This is a genomic window from Paracoccus sp. SJTW-4, assembly GCF_047716885.1.
Taxonomy (GTDB): Bacteria; Pseudomonadota; Alphaproteobacteria; order Rhodobacterales; family Rhodobacteraceae; genus Paracoccus; species Paracoccus solventivorans.
Map to the genome: position 1 here is coordinate 2835572 of NZ_CP136681.1, position 24022 is coordinate 2859593.

Below are 24022 nucleotides of genomic sequence, written 5' to 3' on the forward strand. Positions count from 1 at the left end.
GCCCGGGCAGGCGGGTCAGCGCAGCCAGGCCTTGGCCGGGTCCTCGGCGGTCAGCTGGCGCAGCCGGTCCATGTCCTCGATATGGGCGCGGGCGGCGTCGATGCGCACCCCGTGTTCGCGCAGCCGGGCAAAGGCGCGCGACAGGGTTTCCGGCTTCATCCCCAGACGGCCGGCGATCAGCGCCTTGTTGTAGGGCAGGGCGACGGAACACTCGCCCTCGGCGCAGGGGGCGAGGTCCAGCAGGAACTCGGCCACCCGCTGCACGCCCGAGCGCGCCTTGAGCCCCTCGATCTGCTCGACCAGCTGTTGCAGATGCACAAAGGTCGCCGCCAGCATCGAGGTCGCCATCACCGGGTCGCTTTGCAGGTGGTGGCGGATGCGGGCCGCGTCCAGCCGCAGCAGGCGGCTGGGGGTGATCGCCTCGGCCGCGACCGGATAGGACAGGCCGCGCAGCGCCACCGCCTCGCCAAAGCTGCGGCCGCGAGTCACCACGCTGACCACGGCCTCGGCCCCGCTGGCGGCGATCCGGTAAAGCTTGATCCAGCCTTCCAGCACGATGAACAGGGCATCCGCCGGTTCGTCCTGCAAAAACAGCGTCTGGCCGGTCTCGACGGTCTGGATCTGCGAGCCTTCCAGCATCTTTTCCTGCAAGGGCTGCGGCAGATTCGCAAGCACCGCCGATTTCCGGGCGGTATCCAGTTCGACAGGCGTCATGGGGGCTCCGGGATGGCAGCGGCTGAGGGCGGTTCATAACGGCGCCGGCCCCCGGCCGCAACCTGTGCAAAGGAAGGGGGGCGGTCAGGCCGCGCCCACCACCATGCCCCGCTGCACCGCCGGGCGGGCCATGAACCGCCGCACCCAGGCGTCGACCACGGGGAAATCCGCATAGCCGACCAGCTCGCCGGCGTCATAGTTGCGCAGCAGGTTGTCGACCCAGGGCGCGGTGGCGATGTCGGCGATGGAATAGTCGCCGGTGATCCAGTCGCGCCCGTCCAGCTGGCGGTCCAGCACACCCAGCAGGCGCCGCGCCTCGGCTACGTAGCGGTCGCGCGGGCGCTTGTCCTCGATCTCGGCGCCGCGGTAGCGGTGGAAGAAGCCCAGCTGCCCGAACATCGGCCCGACGCCGCCCATCTGGAACATCAGCCATTGCAGCGTCTGATAGCGCGCCGCCCCGCCCGCGGGCAGCAGCCGCCCGGTCTTGTCGGCCAGATAGATCAGCATCGCGCCCGTTTCCCACAGCCCCATCGGCTTGCCGTCCGGCCCGTCGGGGTCGATCATCGCCGGGATCTTGTTGTTGGGGTTCAGGGACAGGAACTCGGGCGTCATCTGGTCCTGGGGGTCGTTGATGCTGATGCGGTGCGCATCATAGTCCAGCCCCAGCTCTTCCAGCATGATCGAGGCCTTGACCCCGTTCGGCGTGTTCAGCGTGTAAAGCTGGATCACGCCCGCGCGCCGGGGCGGCCAGCGGCGGGTGATCGGGAAATCGTCCAGCGTGTCGGCCATGGCGGCTTGTCCTTTCATCGCAATTGCGTGGTTTCCAGTCCTCGTGTTAGCCCGAAGGCATCGGCCTGCGGGCGCTCAAAGGGGACAGGGTCATGATCAAGGAGTTTCGCGATTTCATCGCCAAGGGCAATGTCATGGACATGGCCGTCGGCATCATCGTCGGGGCGGCGTTCACCGCCATCGTCACCTCGATGGTGGGCGACATCATCAACCCGATCATCGGCATCATCACCGGCGGCACCGATTTTTCCGGGAACTACCTGGTGCTGAACGGGGTCGAGGTCGCGCCGGGCACCTCGCTGAACTCGGCGCGCGACGCGGGGGCGAATGTGTTCGCCTGGGGCTCGTTCCTGTCGGCGGTGATCAATTTCTTCATCATCGCCTTTGTGGTGTTCCTGCTGGTCAAGATGGTGAACCGGATCAAGGCGGCCGCGGTCCACACCCAGAAGGCCGAGGAATCCGCCGCCGGCCCCTCGCAAGAGGCGCTGCTGGCCGAGATCCGCGACCTGCTGGCGGACCAGCGCAACCGCGCCTGACCGCCAGGGCGGCGCTTGCGGGGCGTCGGTTTTCCGATGCCCCTGCCCGCGGTTGCGGCTTGGCGGGCGGCATCGGGCCGGGCTATCGTCGGCGCCGACCCCTACCGCAAGGCCGCATGTGACAGAGCAACTCGACCCGACCGACCGCCGGATCCTTTCAGTGCTGCAACGCGAGGGGCGGATCTCCAACGCCGACCTGGCCGCGCGGGTGAACCTGTCGGCCAGCGCCTGCCACCGCCGCGTGCAGCGGCTGGAAGAGGCGGGGTTCATCGCCGGCTACGTGGCGCTGCTGGACCCGCGGCGGCTGGGCCGCACCACCACGGTGTTCGTGGAAATCACCCTCTCGGGACAGGCCGACGAGCTGCTGGACGTGTTCGAAAAGGCCGTGCGCGCCATTCCCGATGTGCTGGAATGCCACCTGATGGCGGGGACCGCGGATTACCTGCTGAAGATCATGGCCGAGGATACCGACGATTTCGCCCGCATCCACCGCCAGCACCTGTCGCGCCTGCCCGGGGTGGCGCAGATGCATTCGTCCTTTGCGCTGCGCACGGTGATGCAGACCACGGCGCTGCCGGTCTAGCGGCGCCTTGCCGCCCCGCCCGCGGCATGAGACGCTGCCCCCGTCCATGAAGAAAAGGGGGGCGCAGATGTCCACGGCGAAAGTCGCGCTGGTCACGGCCGGCGGTTCCGGGCAGGGGGCGGCGGTGGCGCGCAAGCTGGCGCAGGACGGCTGGCACATCGGGGTGCTGTCGTCCTCGGGCAAGGGCGAGGCGCTGGCGAGCGAGCTGGGCGGGGTCGGCGTCACCGGCTCGAACCAGTCCGAGGACGACCTGCGCCGGCTGGTCGACGCGGCGATGGCGCGCTGGGGGCGCATCGACGCGCTGGTGAACTCGGCCGGGCACGGGCCGCGGGCGCAGATCCTCGAGATTTCCGACGAGGACTGGCATCGCGGGATGGAGGTCTATTTCCTGAACGTGGTGCGGCCGCTGCGACTGGTGACCCCGATCATGCAGGCGCAGGGCGGCGGCGCGGTCGTCAACATCTCGACCGCCTGGGCGTTCGAGCCCTCGGCGATGTTCCCGACCTCGGCGGTGTTCCGGGCGGGGCTGGCCAGTTTCGCCAAGATCTACGCCGATGCCTATGCGGCGCAGAACATCCGAATCAACAACGTGCTGCCCGGCTGGATCGACAGCCTGCCCGAAACGGACGAACGCCGCGCCTCGGTCCCGATGGGGCGCTATGGCCGCGCGGACGAGATCGCGGCCACGGTCGCGTTCCTGCTGTCCGAGGGCGCGGGCTATATCACCGGCCAGAACATCCGCGTCGATGGCGGGCTGATGCGCTCGGTCTGAGCCGCCCGCAGCGGTCCCCGAATCGAAAACCCCCGCAGCCATCGGCCGCGGGGGTTTTCTTGAACCATCCGGTTCGCTGACGCCTTACAGCGCGCCTTCACGCTGGGCCTTTTTTCGGGCCAGTTTCCGGGCGCGGCGCACGGCCTCGGCCTTTTCACGGGCCTTCTTGACCGACGGCTTCTCGAAATGTTGCTTCAGCTTCATTTCGCGAAAGACCCCTTCGCGCTGAAGTTTCTTCTTCAGGGCACGAAGCGCCTGTTCGACGTTGTTGTCGCGAACGCTTACCTGCATGTGGTTGTCACCACCTTCCTAGGCTAGAGTTGAACTTGATTGCAGGACGCGCCCCTTTAGCGCAACGTCCCGCGGATGTCCACCCTGACGGAGGCAAGATGATGCAGGACGAGCGCAACCGGCTGCTGGACGCGGCGCTGACCCATGTGCCCTTCGACGGAATGAACGAACGCGCGCTGCTGGCCGGGGCGCGCGACTGCGGGATCGCGCCGGAGCTGGCGCGGGTGCTGTTCCCGCAGGGCGGCGCCGGGCTGGCCGCGGCCTATCACCGCCGCTCGGACGCGGCGCTGGCGCGGGCGATGGCGCTGTCCCCGCCCTCGGGGCGCATCCGCGACCGCATCGCCGGGGCGATCTGGACGCGGCTGGCGCTGTCGGACCCGGAACTGGTGCGCGCCGGCACCGCGGTGATGGCGCTGCCGCAGAACGCGGGCCTTGGCGCGCGGCTGATGTGGGAAACCGCCGACACGATCTGGACCGCGCTCGGCGACGGTTCCGAGGACGTGAACTGGTGGACCAAGCGCGCGGCGCTGGCCTCGGTCTGGGGTGCGGTGGTGCTCTACTGGCTGGGCGATGCTTCACCGGGGCACGAGGATACCCGCGGCTTCATCGACCGCCGCATCGACGACGTGATGCGGGTCGAAAAGCTCAAGGCCGCCGCCCGCAAGCTGCCGGGGGCGGGCGCATTGGCCGGGCTGGCTACCGGCTGGATCCGCAAGCCGCAGCGCGCCGCCGCGCCCGGCCATCAGAAGGAAGCGTGATGTCCATTCCCCACGACATGCAGGTCATCGAGATCGCCCGCCCCGGCGCGCCCGAGGTGCTGACCCCGGCCCGCCGCCCGGTGCCGGCCCCCGGCGCCGGGCAGATCCTGATCCGCGTGGCCTATGCCGGGGTGAACCGCCCCGACGTGCTGCAACGGCAGGGGGGCTATGCGCCGCCGCCCGGGGCATCGGAGCTGCCGGGGCTGGAATGTTCCGGCCATGTGGCGGCGGTCGGGCCGGGGGTGACACGCTGGGCGGTGGGCGATGCGGTCTGCGCGCTGCTGCCGGGCGGGGGCTATGCCGAATACGTGCTGACCCCCGCCGACCACGCGCTGCCGGTCCCCGAGGGGCTGAGCCTGGCCGAGGCCGCCTGCCTGCCCGAGACCTGCTTTACCGTCTGGTCCAACGTGGTGATGCGCGGCGACCTGCAGGCGGGCGAGCGCTTCCTGGTCCACGGCGGCTCGTCTGGGATCGGCACCACCGCGATCCAGATCGCCGCGGCGCTAGGGGCGCGGGTCTGGGCCACCGCCGGCTCGGACGAGAAATGCGCCGCCTGCGAGCGGCTGGGCGCCACCGCGATCAACTATCGCACGCAGGATTTCGTCGAGATCCTGCGCGCCGAGGGCGGGGCCGAGCTGATCCTCGACATGGTGGCCGGCGACTATGTGGCGCGCAACCTCAAGGCGCTGGCGGACGAGGGGCGGCTGGTGTTCATCGCCTTCCTCGGCGGGCCCAAGGTGACGCTGAACCTTGCGCCGGTGATGATGCGGCGGCTGACGATCACGGGGTCCACCCTGCGCCCGCAGTCCGACTTGGCCAAGGCGCGGATCGCGGACGAGCTGCGCGCCCATGTCTGGCCGCTGGTCGCCGCGGGCAAGCTGCGCCCGGTGATGGATGCCGAGTTCCCGCTGACTGACGCCGCCGCCGCCCACGCCCATATGGAAGCGGGCGAGCACATCGGAAAGATCGTGCTGCGCGTGGCGGGCTGAGCGGGCTTCTGTCTGCTGGCTTGCGCTGTCGCGCCCATACAGGCGCCGTATTGCTGGGCGGTGCGGCCGGAGCCTCCGGCGGGGATATTTAAGGACAGAAGATGTCCGGGCGGAGCCGGGAGAATAGGGCGCCCCGAAAGCGCACACACCCCGGCTCGGCGCTTGTCCGGCCAGGGTGTGGCGTCTCCTGTCACGGTCATCGGCGTCCCCGCCTGTACCGCCCCATCGTTCTGGCAGGAAAATCTTACGATTCGGTTAAGGGCGATCTTCTGTCTGGAAATATCCTCCAGGGGGTGCGGGGGATGGAAAATCCCCCGCTGCGGCAGCGCCTCAGGGCGCTTCAACCAGCATCGGCGTGCGGCAGTCGCGCCGGACGTCAGGGCCGCAGCTTCGAGGCTCCATCTCGCGGGTCAGGCAGATGCGGACCTCTTGCAGGCGGCCGTCCTTGCAGGTGACGGTGATGCCGTTGCGGGTCAGGTCGGGGTTGGCCTCGATGAACGCATCCTCGATCACCGCCGCGCCCAGCCGCACATCGCGGGGCAGCTGCGCCAGCACCGGCGGGATCGCCACCGTTGCCGCGGCCTCGCTGGTGGCGCGGTAGTAGTCCGGCCCCGACAGCCCCGAGCAGCGCCCGTGTTTCTGCCACTGGTACCAGGCCAGCCCGGCCGAGCCCATCAGCGCCTCCATCCCCCGGCTTTCGCGGCGGGTGGGGTCGCGCTGCGCGGTGGTGCAGAAATCCGGCCAGCCGCGTTCGTATTGCGGCCACAGCCCGTGGACGACGAAACCGGTCCGCCGCCGGGGGTCGCATTGCGGCGCGTCGCCGCCCCCGGACGCGCACCAGCTTGGCGACCAGCTGAGCGACAGCACATAATAGTCGAACCGGCCCGCCACGTCCTCCGCCGCGGCTGGCAGGGGCAGCATCAGGGCGGCACAGATCAGAGCGCGAAGAAGCGGGCGTTTCATGCGCCCCAGCCTATGCGGCCCGCGTGCGGCGAAAAAGGGGGTTCAAACCACGCCGCCGCGGTCGTATATGGACAGGCAATTCCCCCCGAAATCTGCGGAATGGCCTGTCCCCGGGCCGCCCCGGTTTCCCCGGACACAGAGTCATTGCGAAGGAGCAACCCATGAACAAGCCGCTGATGGCCAAGGCCACCGCCGTCTGGCTGGTCGACAACACCACGCTCAGCTTCAAGCAGATCGCGGATTTCTGCGGGATGCACGAGCTCGAGGTGCAGGGCATTGCCGATGGCGACGTGGCGGCCGGGGTCAAGGGCTTCGATCCGGTGGCCTCGAACCAGCTGGACCCGGCCGAGATCGAAAAGGGCCAGAAGGACCCGGCCTATAAGCTCAAGCTCAAGCACAACCCCGCCGCCGAGGGCGAGGAGCTGCGCCGCGGCCCGCGCTATACCCCGCTGTCCAAGCGGCAGGACCGCCCGGCGGCGATCCTGTGGCTGGTGCGGTTCCACCCGGAACTGGCCGATTCGCAGATCGCGCGGCTGGTCGGCACCACCAAGCCCACCATCACCGCCATCCGCGAGCGCACCCACTGGAACATCCAGAACATCCAGCCCATCGACCCGGTGGCGCTGGGGCTGTGCCGGCAGTCGGAACTGGACGCCGCCGTGCAGAAAGCCGCCAAGGCCCAGCCTGAGGTGATGTCCGACGACGAGCGCCGCAAGCTGGTGTCCACCCAGTCCAGCCTGTCGATGCCGGACGAACCGCGGCTGCCGTCTTCCATCGCCGGGCTGGAAAACTTCAGCCTGAGCCGCGACGACGACAAGCCCGAACCGAACCTGGACGCCGAGAGCTTCTTCAACCTGCCGGACGGCGACGACGAGGACGAAGACGAGCGTTAAGCGCGATGCCGGCCCGGCGGGCGCCGATGCGCCGCCGGTCCGTTGTTACCGCCGGTCAGATAAGGGCGCCCTGTCGCGGATCCTGCCCAAGGCGCAGCTTCACCGCGCCGCCCTTCCTCACTCGCCCCCCAGTGCTGCCAGCTCATAGACCAGATCCAGCGCCTCGCGCGGGGTCAGCCGGTCGGGGTCGATGTCGCGCAGCCGCGCCTCGACCGCCGATTCGCGGGCGGGTGCTGCTGGCGGCGGCGGAGGGGCGGCCCGGAACAGCGGCAGGTCGTCGATCAGCGCCGCGGGGCGGGCGGCGCCGTCGCGGGCGCCCGCTTCCAGTGCGTCCAGAATCTCTCTCGCGCGCTCGACCACCGCCGGCGGCAGCCCGGCCAGCCGCGCCACCTGCACCCCATAGCTGCGGTCGGCGGTGCCCTTCCTGACCTCGTGCAGGAACACCACCTCGCCTTCCCATTCGCGCACGGCGACGGTGGCGTTTTCCACGCCCTCCAGCTTGGCGGCCAGCTGCGTCATCTCGTGGTAATGGGTGGCGAACAGCGCCCGGCAGCGGTTGGCACCATGCAGATGTTCCAGCACCGCCCAGGCGATGGACAGCCCGTCCCAGGTGGCGGTGCCGCGCCCGATCTCGTCCAGGATCACCAGCGCGCCGGCGTCGGCTTGGTTCAGGATTGCCGCGGTTTCCACCATCTCGACCATGAAGGTCGACCGCCCCCGCGCCAGATCGTCGGCGGCGCCGACGCGGCTGAACAGCTGCGTGACCAGCCCGACATGGGCGCGCGCGGCGGGAACGAAGCCGCCGGCCTGCGCCAGCACCGCGATCAGCGCGTTCTGCCGCAGGAAGGTCGATTTCCCCGCCATGTTCGGCCCGGTCAGCAGCCAGATCGCCGGAGTGTCGCCTTCGGTCAGGGCGCAGTCGTTGGCGACGAAGGGTTCGCCCTTGCGTTTCAGCGCCCGCTCCACGACCGGGTGACGCCCGCCCTCGACCACAAAAGCGCGGCTGTCGTCCACATGGGGGCGGGTCCAGCCCTCGCCCGTGGCCAGGTCGGCGAAACCCGCGGCCACGTCGATTTCCGCCAGCGCGCGGGCGGCCTGCCCGATGCGGGCGGACTGGTCCAGCACCGCCGCCAGCAGCCGGGCGAACACCGCGCGTTCCAGCTCCAGCGCGCGGTCGCGGGCGTTGAGGATGCGAGTCTCCAGTTCCGACAGCTCGACGGTGGTGAAGCGGATCTGGCTGGCGGTGGTCTGGCGGTGGATGAAGCGCGCGTTCAGGGGCGGCGCGAGCATCCTTTCCGCATGGGTGGCGGTGGTCTCGATGAAATAGCCCAGCACGTTGTTGTGCTTGATCTTCAGGCTGGCGATGCCGGTTTCCGCGACGTAATCGGCCTGCATCTGCGCGATCACGCCGCGGCCCTCGTCGCGCAGGGCGCGGGTTTCATCCAGTTCGGCGTCAAACCCCGCGGCGACGAAACCGCCGTCGCGGGCCAGCAGCGGCGGCTCTGCCACCAGCGCCCGGTCCAGCAGCCCGGTCAGCGCCTGATGACCGACCAGATCTCCTGCGGCCTCGGCCAGCAGCCCCTCGGCCCCCGCCAGCATCGCGGCGATGCGCTCGGCCGCCGCCAGCCCGCCCCTGATCGCGGCCAGATCGCGCGGCCCGCCGCGGTCCAGCCCCAGCCGCGACAGCGCCCGGTCCATGTCGGGAACCGAAGCCAGCGCCTCGCGCAGGCGGGCGGTCAGCCGGGAATCATCGACCAGCGCCGCCACTGCCTCTTGCCGGCGATGGATCAGCGCCAGGTCGCGCGAGGGGGCCGAGATGCGCCGTTCCAGCAGCCGCGCCCCCGCCGCCGTCACCGTGCGGTCGATGGCCGACAGCAGCGAGCCCTCTCGCCCGCCCGACAGCGCCTGCGTCAGTTCCAGATTGCGCCGGGTCGCGGCGTCGATCTGCATGACGCCGGCGCCGCTTTCCCGCACCGGGGGCGACAGCCGCGGCATCCGCCCGCGCTGGGTCAGTGACAGGTAGTCGGCGATCGCCCCCATCGCCGACAGCTCGGCGCGGGTGAACTGGCCGAAACCGTCCAGCGTGCCGACCCCGTAAAGATCCCCCAGCCGGCGCACGGCGGCGGTGGAATCGAAACTCGCCGCCGAAAGCTCGGTCAGGGCGGCGCCGGCCTCATGCGCGATGTCGTCCAGCCGTGACCCGTCCAGCGCCAGCAACTCGCGCGGTGCATGGCGGGCCAGTTCCGGCGCCAGCCGGGGCAGGGGGCAGGGCGCCACCCGCAGCGCGCCGGTGGAAATATCGACCCAGGCCAGCGCCGCCTCGTCCCGCACCTGCGCCCAGGCGGCCAGAAAGTTGTGCCGTCGCGCCTCCAGCAGCGATTCCTCGGTCAGGGTGCCGGGGGTGACCAGCCGCACCACGTCGCGCGCCACCACCGATTTCGAGCCGCGCTTGCGGGCCTCGGCCGGGTCCTCCATCTGCTCGGCAATGGCGACGCGGAAGCCCTTGCGGATCAGGGTCAGCAGATAGGATTCCGCGGCATGGACCGGCACCCCGCACATCGGGATCGGCTCGCCCAGATGGGTGCCGCGCTTGGTCAGCGCGATGTCCAGCGCCGCGGCGGCGGCCACCGCGTCCTCAAAGAACATCTCGTAGAAATCGCCCATCCGATAGAACAGCAGCGCCCCCGGATTGGCCTCGCGGATCGCGAGATACTGGGCCATCATCGGGGTCGGCTGGTCGGTCATCGGCGGTCCTTTCTGGTCGCCCCTCTTCTAGGGTGCGCCATCCGCAAAGAGAACCGCCCGCCATTGCTTCTTTCTGGTGAAAATACCCCGGGGGCGCGGGGGCTGGCCCCCGCCTGCCACGCCGCACGTTGCGCTTTGCCGCCGGTCCCGGCAAAGCTGTGGCCGAACCCAGGGACGAGAGAGGAACTATGACCGCGAAGAACCAGCCGCAAAAGGCGCGAATCACACCGGAAGAAGCGCTGGCCTATCACCTGGAACCGCGGCCGGGAAAATTCGACGTGGTGCCCTCGACCCCGATGGTGACCCAGCGCGACCTCAGCCTCGCCTATTCCCCCGGCGTCGCGGTGCCGGTGCAGGCGATCGCGGCCAACCCGGAAACCGCCTATGACTATACCACCAAGGGCAACCTGATCGCGGTGGTGTCGAACGGCACCTCGATCCTGGGGCTGGGGAATCTCGGCGCGCTGGCCTCCAAGCCGGTGATGGAGGGCAAGGCGGTACTGTTCAAGCGCTTTGCCGACGTCAACGCCATCGACATCGAACTGGACACCGAGGACCCGGACGAGATCATCCAGGCGGTGCGGCTGATGGGCCCGACCTTCGGCGGCATCAACCTTGAGGACATCAAGGCGCCCGAATGCTTCATCATCGAGCAGCGCCTGAAAGAGCTGATGGACATCCCGGTGTTCCACGACGACCAGCACGGCACCGCGGTGATCTGCGCCGCCGGGCTGATCAACGCGCTGCACCTGTCCGGCAAGCGCATCGAGGACGTCAGGATCGTGCTGAACGGGGCCGGCGCCGCCGGTATCGCCTGTCTGGAACTGGTCAAGGCAATGGGCGCGCGCCCGGAAAACTGCATCATGGCCGACACCAAGGGGGTCATCTACCAGGGCCGGACCGAGGGTATGAACCAGTGGAAATCCGCCCACGCCGTCGCAACCGAGGCGCGGACGCTGGAACAGGCGCTGGTCGGCGCCGACGTGTTCCTGGGGGTTTCCGCCAAGGGCGCGGTGACGCCCGAAATGGTGGCCAGCATGGCGCCGAACCCGGTGATCTTCGCCATGGCCAACCCCGACCCCGAGATCACCCCGGAAGAGGCGCATGAGGTCCGCCCCGACGCCATCGTCGCCACGGGGCGCTCGGACTATCCCAACCAGGTCAACAACGTCCTGGGCTTTCCCTATCTGTTCCGCGGCGCGCTGGACATCCACGCCCGCGCCATCAACGACGAGATGAAGATCGCCTGCGCCCGCGCGCTGGCCGAGCTCGCGCGCGAGGACGTGCCGGACGAGGTGGCGGTGGCCTACGGCCGCAAGCTGGTGTTCGGCCGCGACTACATCATCCCGACGCCCTTCGACCCGCGGCTGATCCATGTGGTGCCGCCGGCGGTGGCGCGGGCGGGCATGGACACCGGCGTCGCCCGCCGCCCGATCATCGACATGGAGGGCTATGTCCAGTCGCTGCGCCAGCGCATGGACCCCACTGCCTCGATCCTCCAGGGGATCCATGCGCGCGCCCGCCGTGCACAGGCGCGGATGATCTTTGCCGAGGGCGACGACCCGCGCGTGCTGCGCGCCGCCGTCGCCTGGCAGCGCAGCGGGCTGGGCCGTGCGCTGGTGGTGGGACGCGAGGCCGACGTGGCGGAAAAGCTTTCTGCCGCCGGGCTTGCGGATGCGCTGCAGGAAATCGAGGTGGTGAACGCCGCCAACTCCCCGCACCAGTCCCGCTATCACGAGGCGCTTTACGCGCGGCTGCAACGCAAGGGCGTCGACCGCGAGGATGCCGGGAAGCTCGCCAACCGCGACCGCCATGTGTTCGCGGCGCTGATGCTGGCGCATGGGCATGGCGACGGGCTGGTCACCGGCGTCACCCGCAAGTCGGCGCATGTGCTGGAACAGATCGGGCAGGTGTTCGACGTGCGCCCGCAGGACGGCGCGGTCGGCGTCACCGCGATCCTGCACAAGGGCCGGATCGTGCTGATGGGCGACACGCTGGTCCACGAATGGCCCGAGGCCGAGGACCTGGCGCTGATCGCCACCCGCGGCGCGCAGGTCGCCCGCGCGCTGGGGATGGACCCGCGGGTCGCCTTCCTGTCCTTTTCGACCTTCGGCTATCCGGTCAGCGAACGCGCCACCAAGATGGCCGAGGCGCCCAGGGTGCTGGATGCGATGGGCGCCGATTTCGAGTACGAAGGCGAGATGACCGTGGACGTGGCGCTGAACCCCGAACAGGCGGCGCGCTATCCATTCAGCCGCCTGACCGGCCCCGCGAACGTGCTGGTGGTGCCGGCCCGGCACTCGGCCTCGATCAGCGTCAAGCTGATGCAGGAAATGGCCGGCGCCACGGTGATCGGCCCGATCCTGACCGGGGTGCCGAAGCCGATCCAGATCTGCTCGACCACCTCGACGGTGAACGACATCCTGAACATGGCCGCGATCGCCGCGGGCGGGGTGGGGCTGGCGAGGTAGCGCGACACCGGCGCACTCACCCCTGGCCGCGCCGTTGCAATGGGTATTTGGACCAGAAAGAAGCACGCCGCTGCGGCGGGGTGAGGGCTTCTTTCTGGTTAAATACCCATGCAGCAGCGACGGGGGGCGCGGCGCGGAAGGGGTGGCTCAGCCCGGGTCGCTTTCCGCAAACAGCTCGCCGCGTTCGACCTGGCGCTGCCGGTCGCGGAAACGGGCACGGTCGGCGTCGGAATATTCGTCAGCGCACAGGTGGCAGCATACGCCGGGTTCGTATTCCGGGCGGCTGGTGTCGGCCGGGGACAGCGGGCGGCGGCAGGCGTGGCAGAGCAGATGCCCGCCCGGTTCCAGCCCGTGGGTCAGGCTGACCCGCCGGTCGAAGACGAAGCAGGCCCCGTTCCACAGGCTGTCCTGCGCCGGGATATCCTCGAGGTATTTCAGGATCCCGCCCTGCAGATGCACCACCTCGGGGACTCCTTGCGAGACGAGGAAACTGGTGGATTTCTCGCAGCGGATGCCGCCCGTGCAGAACATCGCCACCCGCTTGCCGGCGAAGCGGTGGGCATTTTCGGCCCACCAGCCGGGGAACTCTCGGAAACTGGCGGTGCCGGGGTCGATGGCGCCGCGGAAGCTGCCGATGGCGATTTCATAGGCGTTGCGGGTGTCGATCACCACCGTGCCGGGGTCGCTTATCACCGCGTTCCAGTCCTCGGGCGCGACATGGCGGCCGACGCGGGCGGTGGGGTCGATGCCGGACCGGCCCATGGTCACGATCTCGGGCTTCACGCGGATCTTCATGCGGCCGAAGGGCAGGGTGGCGGCGGTGCTTTCCTTCCACTCCAGCGCCGCGAACCCCGGCCAGCCGCGGAGATGCGCCAGCACCGCCTCGATCCCTTCGCGCGGGCCGGCGATGGTGCCGTTGACCCCCTCGCGCGCCAGGATCAGCGTGCCGCGCACCCCTTCCGCCCGGCACAGCGCCAGCAGCGGCAGGCGGGCGGCCGCGGGGTCGGCAAGCGGGGCAAAGTGGTAAAGCGCGGCGACGGTGAACATCCTGCCCGCGTAATCCGGGCGCGTCGGCAAAGGCAAGCGGTTGGATGGAGGAGGGGCATAAGGTCGCCCTCCCGTTGACCTCGACCGGCGGGCTTTCTAGGGTTCCCCGTCCGCAGGAGGAGCGTCATGCGCGCATTGATCGTCGTCGACATGCAGGTCGATTTCTGCCCCGGCGGCGCGCTGGCGGTGGCAAGTGGGGACGAGATCATCGCCCCGATCAACGCGCTGATGCCCCGGTTCGACGCGGTGATCCTGACGCAGGACTGGCACCCCGCCGACCACACCAGCTTTGCCGACAACCACGGCGCTGCGCCCTATTCCACCACCCAGATGCCCTACGGCCCGCAGGTGCTGTGGCCGCGGCATTGCGTGATCGGCTCGGACGGCGCCGCCTTCCACGGGGGGCTTGACCTGTCGCGCGCCGATCTGATCCTGCGCAAGGGGTTCCGGCCGGGGATCGACAGCTATTCGGCGTTCTTCGAAAACGACCGCAGCACCGCCACCGGGCTGGCCGGCTATCTGCGCGACCGCGGGCTGAGCGACCTGCATTTCGTCGGGCTGGCGCAGGATTTCTGCGTCGCTTGGTCGGCGATGGATGCGGTGCGGCTGGGGTTCGCGGCCACGGTCATCGAGACCGCCACCCGCGCCATCGACCTGAACGGCTCGCTTGACGCCGCGCGCGATGCGATGCGCGCTGCCGGGGTGACGCTGGCATGATGATCCCCCATATCGACATCGCGACGCGGGTCTACAACCACAAGTGGAAGATCGACCCGATCGTGCGTTCGCTGATCGACACCGATTTCTACAAGCTGCTGATGTGCCAGTCGGTGTTCCGCAACCGGCCCGACGTGGACGTCACCTTCAGCCTGATCAACCGCAGCAAATCCATCCGCCTGGCCGAGCTGATCGACGAGGGCGAGCTGCGCGAGCAGCTGGACCATGTGCGCGGCCTGTCGCTGGCGCGGGGCGAATCCACCTGGATGCGCGGCAACACCTTCTACGGCAAGCGCCAGATGTTCCGGCCCGATTTCATGGAGTTCCTCGAAAACCTGCGCCTGCCGGAATACCAGCTGGAACGCCGCGACGGCCAGTACGAGCTGACCTTTCACGGCCGCTGGCCCGAGGTGATGCTGTGGGAAATCCCGGCGCTGGCGATCATCATGGAGCTGCGCTCGCGCGCCGTGCTCAAGGATCTGGGCCGGTTCGAGCTGCAGGTGCTTTACGCCCGCGCCATGGCCCGGCTGTGGGAAAAGATCGAGCATCTGCGCAAGCTGGGCCCCGACCTGCGCATCGCCGATTTCGGGACACGGCGGCGGCATTCCTTCCTGTGGCAGGACTGGTGCGTGCAGGCGATGATCGAGGGGCTGGGCGACTGCTTCACCGGCACCTCGAATTGCCTGATCGCCATGCGCCGCGACATCGAGGCGATCGGCACCAACGCCCATGAGCTGCCGATGGTCTATGCGGCGCTGGCCGACAGCGACGCGGAGCTGCGTCAGGCCCCGTATCGCGTGCTGGCCGACTGGCAAGAGGAACACGACGGCAACCTGCGTATCATCCTGCCCGACACCTATGGCACGCCGGGGTTTCTGGACAGCGCGCCCGACTGGCTGGCGCGCTGGACCGGCATCCGCGTCGATTCCGGCGATCCGGTGCAGATGGCGGAATATGCGATCCGCTGGTGGCAAAGCCGCGGCGAGGATCCGCAGGGCAAGCTGGTGATCTTTTCCGACGGGCTGGACGAACAGACCATCGCCGCGCTGTTTTCGCGGTTCCACGGGCGGGTCAAGGTCAGCTTCGGCTGGGGGACGCTGCTGACCAACGACTTCCGCGGCTTCGTGCCCGGCGACGGGCTGGCCCCGTTCAGCCTGGTGTGCAAGGCGGTGGCGGCGAACGGCCGCCCGACGGTGAAACTGTCCGACAACCCGGAAAAAGCCACTGGCCCGGCCGAGTTGGTGGCGCATTACCGCCGCGTGTTCGATGCGGCCGAGGGGCAGCGGTTCGACGTGATCGTCTAGGGCGTCCGCTCAGCCCAGCCCGCTCAGCCCGCCCGCCCGCTCAGCCCCGATCCTGCCAGGCGTTGACCAGCGGATAGCGCCGGTCCATCCCGAAGGCGCGCGGCGACAGCCGCGGCCCCGGCGCGGCCTGATAGCGCTTCCATTCGCTGAACTGCACCAGCCGCACCACCCGCTGCACCGTGTCCGCGTCGAACCCCTGCGCGATCAGCGAGGCGGTGGATTCGTCGCGCTCGATCAGCCCTTCGAGGATCGCGTCCAGCAGGTCATAGGGCGGCAGGCTGTCCTGATCGGTCTGCCCCGGGCGCAGCTCGGCCGAGGGCGGCTTGGAGATAATGGCGGGGGGGATCACCTCGCCCGCAGGCCCGCGCATCCAGTCGCGATGGTTTTCGTTGCGCCAGCGGCAGGTCTGGAACACCCGGGTCTTGTAGAGGTCGCGCAGCGGGTTATAGCTGCCGGCCATGTCGCCGTAGATGGTCGCATATCCCACCGCGACCTCGGATTTGTTGCCGGTGCACAGCAGCATATCGCCGAACTTGTTCGACAGCGCCATCAGCAGCACCCCGCGCAGGCGGGACTGGATGTTTTCCTCGGTCAGGTCGGGGGTGGTGCCGGCAAAGCTTTCGGCCAGCGTCTCGGTCACCGCCTGCTGGGAAAGGGTGATCGGCAGCGTGTCCATGCGGATGCCCAGCCGCCGCGCCTGTTCCGCGGCGTCGTCCAGCGAATGCTGCGTGGAATGGACCGAGGGCAGTCGCACCGCCCGCACGTTTTCCGGCCCCAGCGTGTCGGCGGCGATGGTGGCGACCAGCGTCGAATCGACCCCGCCCGACAGCCCCAGCAACGCACGGCGGAACCCGGATTTGCGCATGTAGTCGCCCAGAGCCACGCACATGGCGCGGTAATCCTGTTCCCATTCGTCGGGCTGCGGGGCCATCGCCCCGGGCTCGGCCTGCCAGCCGTCATCACCGCGGATGAAGTCGACATGGGCCACCGCATCCTCGAACGGCGGCAGTTGCAGCTGCTTGTGCCCGCCCGGGTTCAGCACAAACGAGGCGCCGTCGTGGACCCATTCGTCCTGACCGCCGGTCAGGTTCAGATGCACCAGCGGCAACCCGGTTTCCACCACACGCGCCACCATATGGGTGATGCGCTGGTCGTGGCGGGCGCGGTGATAGGGGTCGGCGGCAGGGCAAAGCAGGATCTCGGCCCCGGTCTCGGCCAGTGTCTCGGCCACCTCGGGCGACAGCGCGTCGGCGCCGATCACGCAGCCCAGCCGCAGCCCGTCCACCGCAAACGGGCCGCTGACCGGCGCCGGGTCGAAGCTGGCGTCGCCGCCATGGCGCAGCACCTGCGCGGTGATGCGCCCGGATTGCAGCACCAGCCAGGCGTCATGTACCCGCCCGCCCACGCGCCAGGGCGCGCCGATGCCGATCGCCGGCCCCTCCGCGCAATCCTCGGCCAGCTTTTCAATCGTGCGGCGGCAGTCGTCCAGAAACGCCGGCTTGCGCGCCAGGTCCCCCGCCGGGCTGCCGGACAGGAACAGCTCCGGCAGCGCCAGCATCTGGGCGCCGGCGGCCTGGGCCTGTTGCCAGGCCCCGAATGCCAGCGCCGCGTTGCCGGGCAGGTCGCCGAGCGTTGGGTTCAGCTGGGCGATGGTCAGGCGGAAACGGTCGGTCATGGCAGGGGCTCCGTGCAGGGCTGTGGAAAGATAGGGCCTGCGGGGGGCGAGGGAAAGGGTGATGGCGCCGCCGGAACGGGGGTTTTCCACCCCCGCACCCCCGGAGGATATTTGCGGCACGGTGAAAGCCCAAAGCGCGCGGGGGCGGCAGAGGTCGCCTTGGGCTTTGCGCCGGGCGGCGGCTGCGTTAAACCAAGCGCAGCAGCGGGCGCGGCCCGCATCCACCCACAGGCTTGAGAGGCTCTGGCGATGAAACCCGCAGTCCTTGCCGCGGCGCTGGCCGGTCTGGCGCTTTCCCAGGTGCCGGCGCCTGCCGTGGCGCAGGCCGCGGCGGTCGTCACCAAGCAATATGACGACGGCGGCGTCTATGAGGGCACGTTCCGCAACGGCCGCCAGCACGGGCGCGGCAGCTACAGCCTGCCCTCGGGCTATCGCTACGAAGGCGACTGGGTGGACGGCGAGATCCGCGGCCAGGGGCGGGCGGTCTATCCCAACGGCTCGGTCTACGAGGGACAGTTCGACGGTGGCAAGCCGCATGGCAAGGGCAAGATCACCTATGCCGACGGCGGCAGCTACGAAGGCGACTGGGTCGAGGGCGAGATCACCGGCCAGGGCCGCGCCACCTATGCCAACGGCTCGGTCTACGAGGGCGGGTTCGAAAAGGCGCTGCACCACGGCAAGGGGGTGCTGACCCAGCCCAACGGCTATCGCTATGACGGTGACTGGGTGCGCGGCGCGCGCGAGGGCCACGGCAAGATCACCTATCCCGACGGCTCGGTCTACGAAGGCGGGATGCTGGCCGAGATGCGCGCGGGGCAGGGCAAGCTGACCATGCCCGACGGGCTGGTCTACGAAGGCGTCTGGGCCAGCGGCCAGATGTCGGGGCCGGGGCGGCTGGTGCAGCCCTCGGGCGACATCTACGAAGGCACCATGGTCGCCAACCGGCGCGAGGGGCAGGGCCGCGCCACCTATGTCAACGGCGACGTCTACGAGGGCGGCTTCCGCGCCGACAAGCGCCACGGGCAGGGGGTGTTCACCGGCAAGGACGGCTATCGCTACGAGGGCGGCTGGGTCGACGACCGGATGGAGGGCGAGGGCCGCATCCAGTATCCCGACGGCTCGGTCTACGAAGGCACGCTCAAGGCCGACCAGCCCGACGGCCGCGGCCGCATCACCTATCCCGACGGCTCCGGCTACGAAGGCGATTGGGTGGCGGGGGTGATCGAGGGGCAGGGCCGCGCCACCTATGCCAACGGCATGTCCTATGAGGGCGGCTTCAAGAATGCGCGCAACCACGGGCTGGGCACGATGTCCCACCCGGACGGCTATGTCTATACCGGCGCCTGGGTCAACGGCCAGCGCCACGGCGAAGGCGCGGCCACCTATACCGACGGCACCACCTATCGCGGCGGTTTCGCGGGCGGGCTGCGCGATGGGCAGGGCGTGCTGATGACCCCCGACGGCTTCCGCTACGAAGGCGGCTGGAAGGCCGGCGAGATCGACGGCAAGGGCGTGGCCAGCTACGCCAACGGCGACGTCTATGAGGGCAGCTTCGTCGCCGGCAAGCGGCAGGGCGCCGGGGTGATGCGCTATGCCAGCGGCCGCGTGACCGAGGGCGAATGGCGCGACGACCAGCTGAAGGAAGATGCGAACGCCCCGGCCGCTGCAGCCGAGGGCAGCGCCGTGCCTGCCGAACCGGAGGTGCCGGGCGGTTCCGCCGAGCTGCCGGCGGGCGGCGTGGGGGCAGCGCCAGACGATGAAGCGCAACCCGTTCCCCCTGCAGAGGAGACCCCTGCGGAGGATACGGCCGGGGAGGATCTGCCCGCCGAGGGCTAGGTGGCTGTGAAGCCCGCGGCAGGCGGCCTGCCCCGCCTCATCCCTCGGGGTGGAAATGGTCGTGGATGGTGCGGGCGAGCGCGCCCGAGATGCCCTCGACCGCCTGCAGATCGGCCAGACCCGCGTTCGACACCGCCTTGGCGCTGCCGAAATGCGCCAGCAGCGCGCGCTTGCGGGCGGCGCCGACGCCGGGGATCTCGTCCAGCGGGTTCGCCATCGCCTGTTTCGTGCGCCGGGCGCGGTGGGTGCCGATGGCCCAGCGGTGCGCCTCGTCCCGCAGGCGCTGGGTGAAATACAGCACCGGATCGTTCATCGCCAGCGCCTTGGGGCGCATCCCGGGGCGGTGGAATACCTCCTTGCCGTGGTCGCGGTCCTCGCCCTTGGCGACGCCGATCAGGGGGATGTCCTCGACCCCGAGTTCCGCCAGAATCCCCCCCACCGCCGACACCTGCCCGGCGCCGCCGTCGATCAGCAGCAGGTCGGGCCAGGCTTCGGACGCGCGGTCGGGGTCTTCCTTGAGCAGCCGGGAAAACCGCCGGGTCAGAACCTCGCGCATCATGCCGAAATCGTCGCCGGGGGTGATCTCGGTGCCCTTGATGTTGAACTTGCGATACTGGCTTTTCATCCAGCCCTCGGGGCCGGCGACGATCATGCCGCCGACCGGGGCCGCGCCCTGGATGTGGCTGTTGTCGTAAACCTCGATCCGGCGCGGCACCACCGGCAGCTCGAACGCCTCGGCCAGACCCTCCAGCAGCCGCCGCTGGGTCGCGCTTTCGGCCAGCCGGCGGGCCAGGCTTTCGCGGGCGTTGCGCAGCGCGTTGGCCACCAGCTCGGCCTTTTCCCCGCGCTGCGGCACCCCCAGCACCACCCGCCGCCCGGCGCGGTCCGACAGCAGCCGCGCCATCAGATCCGCATCCTCGACCGCATCGCTCAGCAGGATCAGCCGCGGCGGCAGCTTGTCGGCGTAGAACTGCGCCAGGAACGCCTGCATGATCTCGGCTGGGGATTCGGAACCGCCGGTGCGCGGATAGAAATCGCGGTTCCCCCAGCTCTGGTTGCCGCGGATGAAGAACACCTGCACGCAAGCCTGCCCGGCGTCCAGATGCAGGGCGACCACATCGGCCTCGGGGACGCCCTTGGGGTTGATCGCCTGTACCGACTGCACCGCGGTCAGCGCCTTGATCCGGTCGCGCAGCGCCGCGGCGCGTTCGTATTCCATCGCCGCCGAAGCCTCGGCCATCTCGGCCGCCAGCCGCAGCTGCACCGAGGTCGAGCGCCCCTGCAGGAACCGCTCGGCATCCGCGACCAGCCCGGCATAATCGGTTTCCGAGATGCGCCCCACGCAGGGCGCGCTGCAGCGCTTGATCTGGTAAAGCAGGCAGGGCCGGGTGCGCGAGGCAAAGGTCGAATCCGTGCAGGACCGCAGCAGGAACACCCGCTGCAGCTGGTTCAGCGTCCGGTTCACCGCGCCCGCGCTGGCGAAGGGGCCGTAGTAATCGCCCTTTTCCGATTTCGCGCCGCGGTGCTTCTTGATCTGCGGGAACGGGTGGTTGCGGGTGACCAGGATGTTCGGGAACGACTTGTCGTCGCGCAGCAGCACGTTGTAGCGCGGCTTGAGCTGCTTGATGAGGTTCTGTTCCAGCAACAGCGCCTCGGTCTCGGTCCGTGTGCTGAGGAACATCATGCTGGCGGTTTCGCGGATCATCCGCGCGATCCGCACCGAATGACCCGAGGGGCGGGCGTAGTTCGACACCCTCGCCCGCAGGTTGCGCGCCTTGCCCACGTAAAGCACCGCGCCGCCCGCATCCAGCATCCGGTAGACCCCGGGGCTGGAATCGAGCCGGCGGCAGTAATCCGCGATCAGCCGGTGGCCGGTCAGGGGCGGAACGGGGCGTTCGGCGGGGGGTGCGGTATCGTCCATGGCGTTAACGAAGTGATTCCGTTTTCAGCCCGCAAGACGGGGTGGGATGCAAGCAGATATGCATCCACGGAATCTGTGGATAACTCTGTGGAACGGCTGCGAAACCATGGCCCCCGGATCAGGGATTCCTAGGCTTTCCCGGGTTTGCTCAAAAAACAGGCAGTGTTGCAAGGGGCTGTTTTTCATCGTTTTTCTTTGTATGCGCCACAAGCGGATGATTCCCTTGAAGGATTCGTGACAATCGGCGGGCTGCCGCAGCGATGGTGGACAAAGTGCCGCGGGGTGCCGCCGCGGGCGGGCTAGTCGCCGATGATGTCGGGGGTCTGCCAGGCCAGGTGCTGGCCGCCGTCGACGCAGATCAGCTGCCCCGTCACCGCCCGCGCATCCAGAAGATACAGCAGCGCGCGCGCGATGTCATCCGCATCGCCGCCGCGTTGCAGGATGGTGGCGGCGCGCTGGCGGGCGAAATGCCCGGCGCTTTGCCGGGCGCCCTGCAGGGTGGGGCCGGGGCCGATGGCGTTGACGCGGATCCGCGGCGCCAGCGCCTGCGCCGAGGTGCGGGTCAGCGCCCACAGCCCGGCCTTGGCCAGCGAATAGGTGATGAACTCGGGCGTCGGCTTCAGCACCCGCTGGTCGACAAGGTTGACGATCAGCCCATGGGCCTGCGGCTCGGGTCCCGTCTGGGGCGCGGGGGGCAGCTGCCGGGCGAATGCCTGCGTCAGGATGAACGGGGCCCGCAGGTTGGAGCCCAGATGCCGGTCCCAGCTGTCGCGGGTGGCGGTGGCGATGTTGTCGTATTCGAAGATCGAGGCGTTGTTGACCAGCACCGTCAGCGGCCCCATCGCCGCGGCGACGGCCGGGATCAGCGCCTGAGTTTCGCCCTCGTCCAGCAGATCGGCGCGAAAGATGCGGGCATTGACGCCCAGGGCACGGGCCTCGGCGGCGGTCGCCTCGGCCTCGGCCTGCGAGCCCAAGTAGTGGACCGCCACGTCATGGCCGCGCCCGGCCAGCGCCAGCGCCATTGCCCGCCCCAGCCGCCGTGCGCTGCCGGTGACCAGTGCCACCCCCCTAGCGGCCAAGGGGCAGCCCCAGGATACGGGCGATCACCCGGCGGAAACCGGGGCCGAAGGCCAGCGCCAAGGCCAGCATGATCAGCAGGAACAGGACGACGATCTTGAGCATCTCAGCCCCCCGGGGTCAGGCGCGCGAAGGCCGCCCGTTCGGCCGCCGCGTCAAGCAGGTCCTCGGCCGAGATGCCGAAGCGGCGCAGGAACGGGGTGCGCAGGCCATAGGTCAGGAACTGCACATCCTGGCCGAACAGGTCGCGCATGACCGGCTCCAGATGGCCGATGCCGTCGGCCAGCCCGAGGTCGACCGCCTGCTGGCCGACCCAGACCTCGCCCGTGAACAGGTCGCGGTCAGCGGGCAGCAGGTCGCCGCGGCGCGACTGCACCTGATCCTTGAAGGCGGCGTGGATCGGCTCCAGCAGCCGGTGCAGCCGGGCGACATCCTCGGGCTGTTCGGGGCGGAACGGGTCCAGCCAGGCCTTGGCGGTGCCGGCGGTGTGGATGCGCCGCTCGATCCCGTGGCGGGCGATGAAATCCGCGAACCCGAAGCTCGAGGAGATCACCCCGACCGAGCCGATGACCGAGGAATGATCGACCCAGATCTTGTCCGCGGCCGTCGCAAGCCAGTACCCGCCCGAGGCCGCCACATCCTCGACGAAGACATGCACCGGAACCTTGTGGCGCTCGGCCAGCCGGCGGATGCGGGCGGCGATCAGCGAGGTCTGCACCGGCGACCCGCCGGGCGAGTTCAGCGCGATGGCCACCGCCGCCGGGCTGCGGCGCCTGAAGGCGCGGCTGAGCAGCGGCGCCAGCCCGGCATCGGACAGCCCGATCGCGCCCGCACGGGCCGCGGCCCCGATGGCGCCCTGCAGGCGGATGACAGAAACGACGGGCCGCCGCGGCGACAGGAACGGGATGCGCATGGCAAGCCAGATAAGCGTCGGCAGAGCTGCCCGCAAGCGTCGTGATGGGGGAGCGGGCGGGGGCGGGGGCTCTGAGAGAGGCTGGGCGGGCGGTAATGCGCCAGCGGTGTCGGAACAGGTTGCCAGGAGGGAAGCTAGGTGCCGCGACGTGCGAGGGTGGATGCGGCCCGTCGAGGGCGCGCCTTGGCGACCATCGAGGCGTGGGCCGGGCTGGAGTGTTGCCTGTCGCCGGTGGTCTATCGTTTTCAGGTGTGAACCGTTCTTCTTAAGCGCCCATCGGCGCCGTGTCAGTGCGTAATGGGGGCGATTGGTGGCTGATGCGGGCTATCGGCGTAGTTGCCGAGAGGAGGCTTGGCGCGGCGACTTGCGAGGAGTGGAATGCATCGTCGCAGCGGAGGGCGTGCTTTGGCGAACATCGAGGCACAGGCCGGCTGTAGCGTCGCCTAACCCTGGTGGCTTATCGGCTTCTTGACGGGCTTCCGTCGCTACCGAGGTGGCGCGAAACGGGGGTGATGGTGGCGGGAATGGCTATCGGTGCAGTCTAGGGAGCATTGCCGAGAGGAGATTTGGCGCAGCGACTTGCGAGGAGTGGAATGCATCGCCGCAGCGGAGACGCGCACGTTAGCGACCATCGAGGCGCGGTCCGGGCTGCAGGGTCGCCGGTTCTCCCCGCCTGTTGTCTTCTCGACAGGCGTCCATCGCCGCGCCGGCGCGAAATGGGGACCGATGATGGCTGGAATGGGCTATCGACGTAGCCGGATGGAGCATTGTCCAGAGGAAGGCTTGGCACCGCGACGTACAGAGGAAGTGGAATGCCCCGCCGCATCGGAAGGGGCGCGCTTTGGCGATCATTGACGCGCAGGCCGGGCTGCAGCGTCGTCTGACTTGGCGGCGTATCGTCTTCTCAGGCGCCCATCGCCGCCGAGCTTGTGCGGATCGGGCCGATAATGGCTGGCTATCGGCGTAGCCTGATGGAGCATTGCCGAGAGGACGGCTCGTGCGACGTGCAGAGGAGGGATGCGGAGCGG

General features: G+C 69.4%; 20 protein-coding genes. 10 read left to right on the plus strand and 10 right to left on the minus strand.

Features of this window, described 5'->3' with window-relative positions; genetic code table 11:
• Positions 1-15: 15 nt before the first annotated feature.
• Together RSP45_RS13895 and RSP45_RS13900 are read right to left on the minus strand one after the other, a co-directional pair.
• Positions 16-714, minus strand: coding sequence for a Crp/Fnr family transcriptional regulator (locus RSP45_RS13895; RefSeq protein WP_073067375.1), 699 nt, complete (start codon positions 712-714; stop codon positions 16-18).
• 84 nt (positions 715-798) lie between these two features.
• Complete coding sequence (locus tag RSP45_RS13900) at positions 799-1503, minus strand: glutathione binding-like protein (RefSeq protein ID WP_415392378.1); 705 nt, start codon at positions 1501-1503, stop codon at positions 799-801.
• Positions 1504-1595: 92 nt separating this feature from the next.
• Here RSP45_RS13900 and mscL point away from each other — a divergent pair, with 92 nt between their 5' ends.
• From mscL to RSP45_RS13915, 3 genes are all read left to right on the plus strand, one after another.
• The gene (mscL, locus tag RSP45_RS13905) at positions 1596-2039 is read left to right on the plus strand and encodes a large conductance mechanosensitive channel protein MscL (RefSeq protein ID WP_415392379.1); all 444 of its coding nucleotides are present in this window, start codon (positions 1596-1598) and stop codon (positions 2037-2039) included.
• A 118-nt stretch (positions 2040-2157) separates the two neighbouring features.
• Positions 2158-2622 carry an Lrp/AsnC family transcriptional regulator gene (locus tag RSP45_RS13910; protein WP_073067382.1) on the plus strand — a complete coding sequence of 155 codons (465 nt, stop codon included), beginning with the start codon at positions 2158-2160 and terminating at the stop codon, positions 2620-2622.
• A 67-nt stretch (positions 2623-2689) separates the two neighbouring features.
• Positions 2690-3394 carry an SDR family oxidoreductase gene (locus RSP45_RS13915; RefSeq protein WP_415392380.1) on the plus strand — a complete coding sequence of 235 codons (705 nt, stop codon included), beginning with the start codon at positions 2690-2692 and terminating at the stop codon, positions 3392-3394.
• Between the two features lie 84 nt (positions 3395-3478).
• Here the strand turns inward: RSP45_RS13915 and rpsU are convergent, their stop codons facing one another.
• The gene (rpsU, locus tag RSP45_RS13920) at positions 3479-3685 is read right to left on the minus strand and encodes a 30S ribosomal protein S21 (RefSeq protein WP_011748553.1); all 207 of its coding nucleotides are present in this window, start codon (positions 3683-3685) and stop codon (positions 3479-3481) included.
• Positions 3686-3783: 98 nt separating this feature from the next.
• On the opposite strand from rpsU, the gene RSP45_RS13925 reads away from it, so the two are divergent.
• Together RSP45_RS13925 and RSP45_RS13930 are read left to right on the plus strand one after the other, a co-directional pair.
• Entirely contained in the window at positions 3784-4443 is a 660-nt protein-coding gene (locus RSP45_RS13925; RefSeq protein WP_415392381.1) for a COQ9 family protein, read from the plus strand.
• Positions 4443-5432 carry an NAD(P)H-quinone oxidoreductase gene (locus RSP45_RS13930; RefSeq protein ID WP_415392382.1) on the plus strand — a complete coding sequence of 330 codons (990 nt, stop codon included), beginning with the start codon at positions 4443-4445 and terminating at the stop codon, positions 5430-5432. The genes RSP45_RS13925 and RSP45_RS13930 overlap by 1 nt, the downstream gene beginning before the upstream one ends.
• Positions 5433-5762: 330 nt before the next feature.
• On the opposite strand, the gene RSP45_RS13935 is transcribed toward RSP45_RS13930, so the two are convergent.
• Positions 5763-6395 carry a ribonuclease T2 family protein gene (locus tag RSP45_RS13935; protein ID WP_415392383.1) on the minus strand — a complete coding sequence of 211 codons (633 nt, stop codon included), beginning with the start codon at positions 6393-6395 and terminating at the stop codon, positions 5763-5765.
• 161 nt (positions 6396-6556) lie between these two features.
• On the opposite strand from RSP45_RS13935, the gene RSP45_RS13940 reads away from it, so the two are divergent.
• A complete protein-coding gene (locus tag RSP45_RS13940) occupies positions 6557-7288 on the plus strand; it encodes a DUF1013 domain-containing protein (RefSeq protein WP_415392384.1) in 732 nt (243 codons plus the stop codon).
• Between the two features lie 117 nt (positions 7289-7405).
• Here the strand turns inward: RSP45_RS13940 and mutS are convergent, their stop codons facing one another.
• Entirely contained in the window at positions 7406-10033 is a 2628-nt protein-coding gene (gene mutS, locus RSP45_RS13945) for a DNA mismatch repair protein MutS (RefSeq protein WP_415392385.1), read from the minus strand.
• Between the two features lie 188 nt (positions 10034-10221).
• On the opposite strand from mutS, the gene RSP45_RS13950 reads away from it, so the two are divergent.
• Positions 10222-12504: an NADP-dependent malic enzyme gene (locus RSP45_RS13950; RefSeq protein WP_415392386.1), complete on the plus strand. Its 2283-nt coding sequence runs from the start codon at positions 10222-10224 to the stop codon at positions 12502-12504.
• Positions 12505-12651: 147 nt separating this feature from the next.
• On the opposite strand, the gene RSP45_RS13955 is transcribed toward RSP45_RS13950, so the two are convergent.
• Entirely contained in the window at positions 12652-13551 is a 900-nt protein-coding gene (locus RSP45_RS13955) for a rhodanese-related sulfurtransferase (protein ID WP_415392387.1), read from the minus strand.
• 126 nt (positions 13552-13677) lie between these two features.
• Here RSP45_RS13955 and pncA point away from each other — a divergent pair, with 126 nt between their 5' ends.
• The gene (gene pncA, locus RSP45_RS13960; RefSeq protein ID WP_415392388.1) at positions 13678-14268 is read left to right on the plus strand and encodes a bifunctional nicotinamidase/pyrazinamidase; all 591 of its coding nucleotides are present in this window, start codon (positions 13678-13680) and stop codon (positions 14266-14268) included.
• Positions 14265-15572 (plus strand): nicotinate phosphoribosyltransferase, encoded by a 1308-nt coding sequence (gene pncB, locus RSP45_RS13965; RefSeq protein WP_415392389.1) that lies wholly within the window; start codon positions 14265-14267, stop codon positions 15570-15572. Before pncA ends, pncB begins: the two co-directional genes overlap by 4 nt.
• Positions 15573-15612: 40 nt before the next feature.
• Here pncB and RSP45_RS13970 read toward each other — a convergent pair whose 3' ends face one another.
• Positions 15613-17247, minus strand: coding sequence for an NAD+ synthase (locus RSP45_RS13970; protein WP_415392390.1), 1635 nt, complete (start codon positions 17245-17247; stop codon positions 15613-15615).
• Between the two features lie 249 nt (positions 17248-17496).
• Here RSP45_RS13970 and RSP45_RS13975 point away from each other — a divergent pair, with 249 nt between their 5' ends.
• Positions 17497-19083 carry an MORN repeat-containing protein gene (locus RSP45_RS13975; RefSeq protein WP_415392391.1) on the plus strand — a complete coding sequence of 529 codons (1587 nt, stop codon included), beginning with the start codon at positions 17497-17499 and terminating at the stop codon, positions 19081-19083.
• Between the two features lie 37 nt (positions 19084-19120).
• On the opposite strand, the gene uvrC is transcribed toward RSP45_RS13975, so the two are convergent.
• The 3 genes from uvrC to RSP45_RS13990 all read right to left on the minus strand — a co-directional run bounded on the left by uvrC (position 19121) and on the right by RSP45_RS13990 (position 22994).
• Positions 19121-21004, minus strand: a complete 1884-nt coding sequence (gene uvrC, locus RSP45_RS13980; protein ID WP_415392392.1) for an excinuclease ABC subunit UvrC — start codon at positions 21002-21004, stop codon at positions 19121-19123.
• A 299-nt stretch (positions 21005-21303) separates the two neighbouring features.
• A complete protein-coding gene (locus tag RSP45_RS13985; RefSeq protein WP_415394076.1) occupies positions 21304-22026 on the minus strand; it encodes an SDR family oxidoreductase in 723 nt (240 codons plus the stop codon).
• 161 nt (positions 22027-22187) lie between these two features.
• On the minus strand, positions 22188-22994 hold the full coding sequence (locus RSP45_RS13990) for a S49 family peptidase (RefSeq protein WP_415392393.1): 807 nt from the start codon (positions 22992-22994) through the stop codon (positions 22188-22190).
• Between the last annotated feature and the right edge of the window lie 1028 nt (positions 22995-24022).

Bases quoted from the DNA above. Each gene is read 5' to 3' on its own strand.
- RSP45_RS13895 (WP_073067375.1), bottom strand. From the start codon at position 714: ATGACGCCTGTCGAACTGGATACCGCCCGGAAATCGGCGGTGCTTGCG.
- RSP45_RS13900 (WP_415392378.1), bottom strand. From the start codon at position 1,503: ATGGCCGACACGCTGGACGATTTCCCGATCACCCGCCGCTGGCCGCCC.
- mscL (WP_415392379.1), top strand. From the start codon at position 1,596: ATGATCAAGGAGTTTCGCGATTTCATCGCCAAGGGCAATGTCATGGAC.
- RSP45_RS13915 (WP_415392380.1), top strand. From the start codon at position 2,690: ATGTCCACGGCGAAAGTCGCGCTGGTCACGGCCGGCGGTTCCGGGCAG.
- rpsU (WP_011748553.1), bottom strand. From the start codon at position 3,685: ATGCAGGTAAGCGTTCGCGACAACAACGTCGAACAGGCGCTTCGTGCC.
- RSP45_RS13925 (WP_415392381.1), top strand. From the start codon at position 3,784: ATGATGCAGGACGAGCGCAACCGGCTGCTGGACGCGGCGCTGACCCAT.
- RSP45_RS13930 (WP_415392382.1), top strand. From the start codon at position 4,443: ATGTCCATTCCCCACGACATGCAGGTCATCGAGATCGCCCGCCCCGGC.
- RSP45_RS13935 (WP_415392383.1), bottom strand. From the start codon at position 6,395: ATGAAACGCCCGCTTCTTCGCGCTCTGATCTGTGCCGCCCTGATGCTG.
- RSP45_RS13940 (WP_415392384.1), top strand. From the start codon at position 6,557: ATGAACAAGCCGCTGATGGCCAAGGCCACCGCCGTCTGGCTGGTCGAC.
- mutS (WP_415392385.1), bottom strand. From the start codon at position 10,033: ATGACCGACCAGCCGACCCCGATGATGGCCCAGTATCTCGCGATCCGC.
- RSP45_RS13950 (WP_415392386.1), top strand. From the start codon at position 10,222: ATGACCGCGAAGAACCAGCCGCAAAAGGCGCGAATCACACCGGAAGAA.
- RSP45_RS13955 (WP_415392387.1), bottom strand. From the start codon at position 13,551: ATGTTCACCGTCGCCGCGCTTTACCACTTTGCCCCGCTTGCCGACCCC.
- pncA (WP_415392388.1), top strand. From the start codon at position 13,678: ATGCGCGCATTGATCGTCGTCGACATGCAGGTCGATTTCTGCCCCGGC.
- pncB (WP_415392389.1), top strand. From the start codon at position 14,265: ATGATGATCCCCCATATCGACATCGCGACGCGGGTCTACAACCACAAG.
- RSP45_RS13970 (WP_415392390.1), bottom strand. From the start codon at position 17,247: ATGACCGACCGTTTCCGCCTGACCATCGCCCAGCTGAACCCAACGCTC.
- RSP45_RS13975 (WP_415392391.1), top strand. From the start codon at position 17,497: ATGAAACCCGCAGTCCTTGCCGCGGCGCTGGCCGGTCTGGCGCTTTCC.
- uvrC (WP_415392392.1), bottom strand. From the start codon at position 21,004: ATGGACGATACCGCACCCCCCGCCGAACGCCCCGTTCCGCCCCTGACC.
- RSP45_RS13985 (WP_415394076.1), bottom strand. From the start codon at position 22,026: ATGGCGCTGGCGCTGGCCGGGCGCGGCCATGACGTGGCGGTCCACTAC.
- RSP45_RS13990 (WP_415392393.1), bottom strand. From the start codon at position 22,994: ATGCGCATCCCGTTCCTGTCGCCGCGGCGGCCCGTCGTTTCTGTCATC.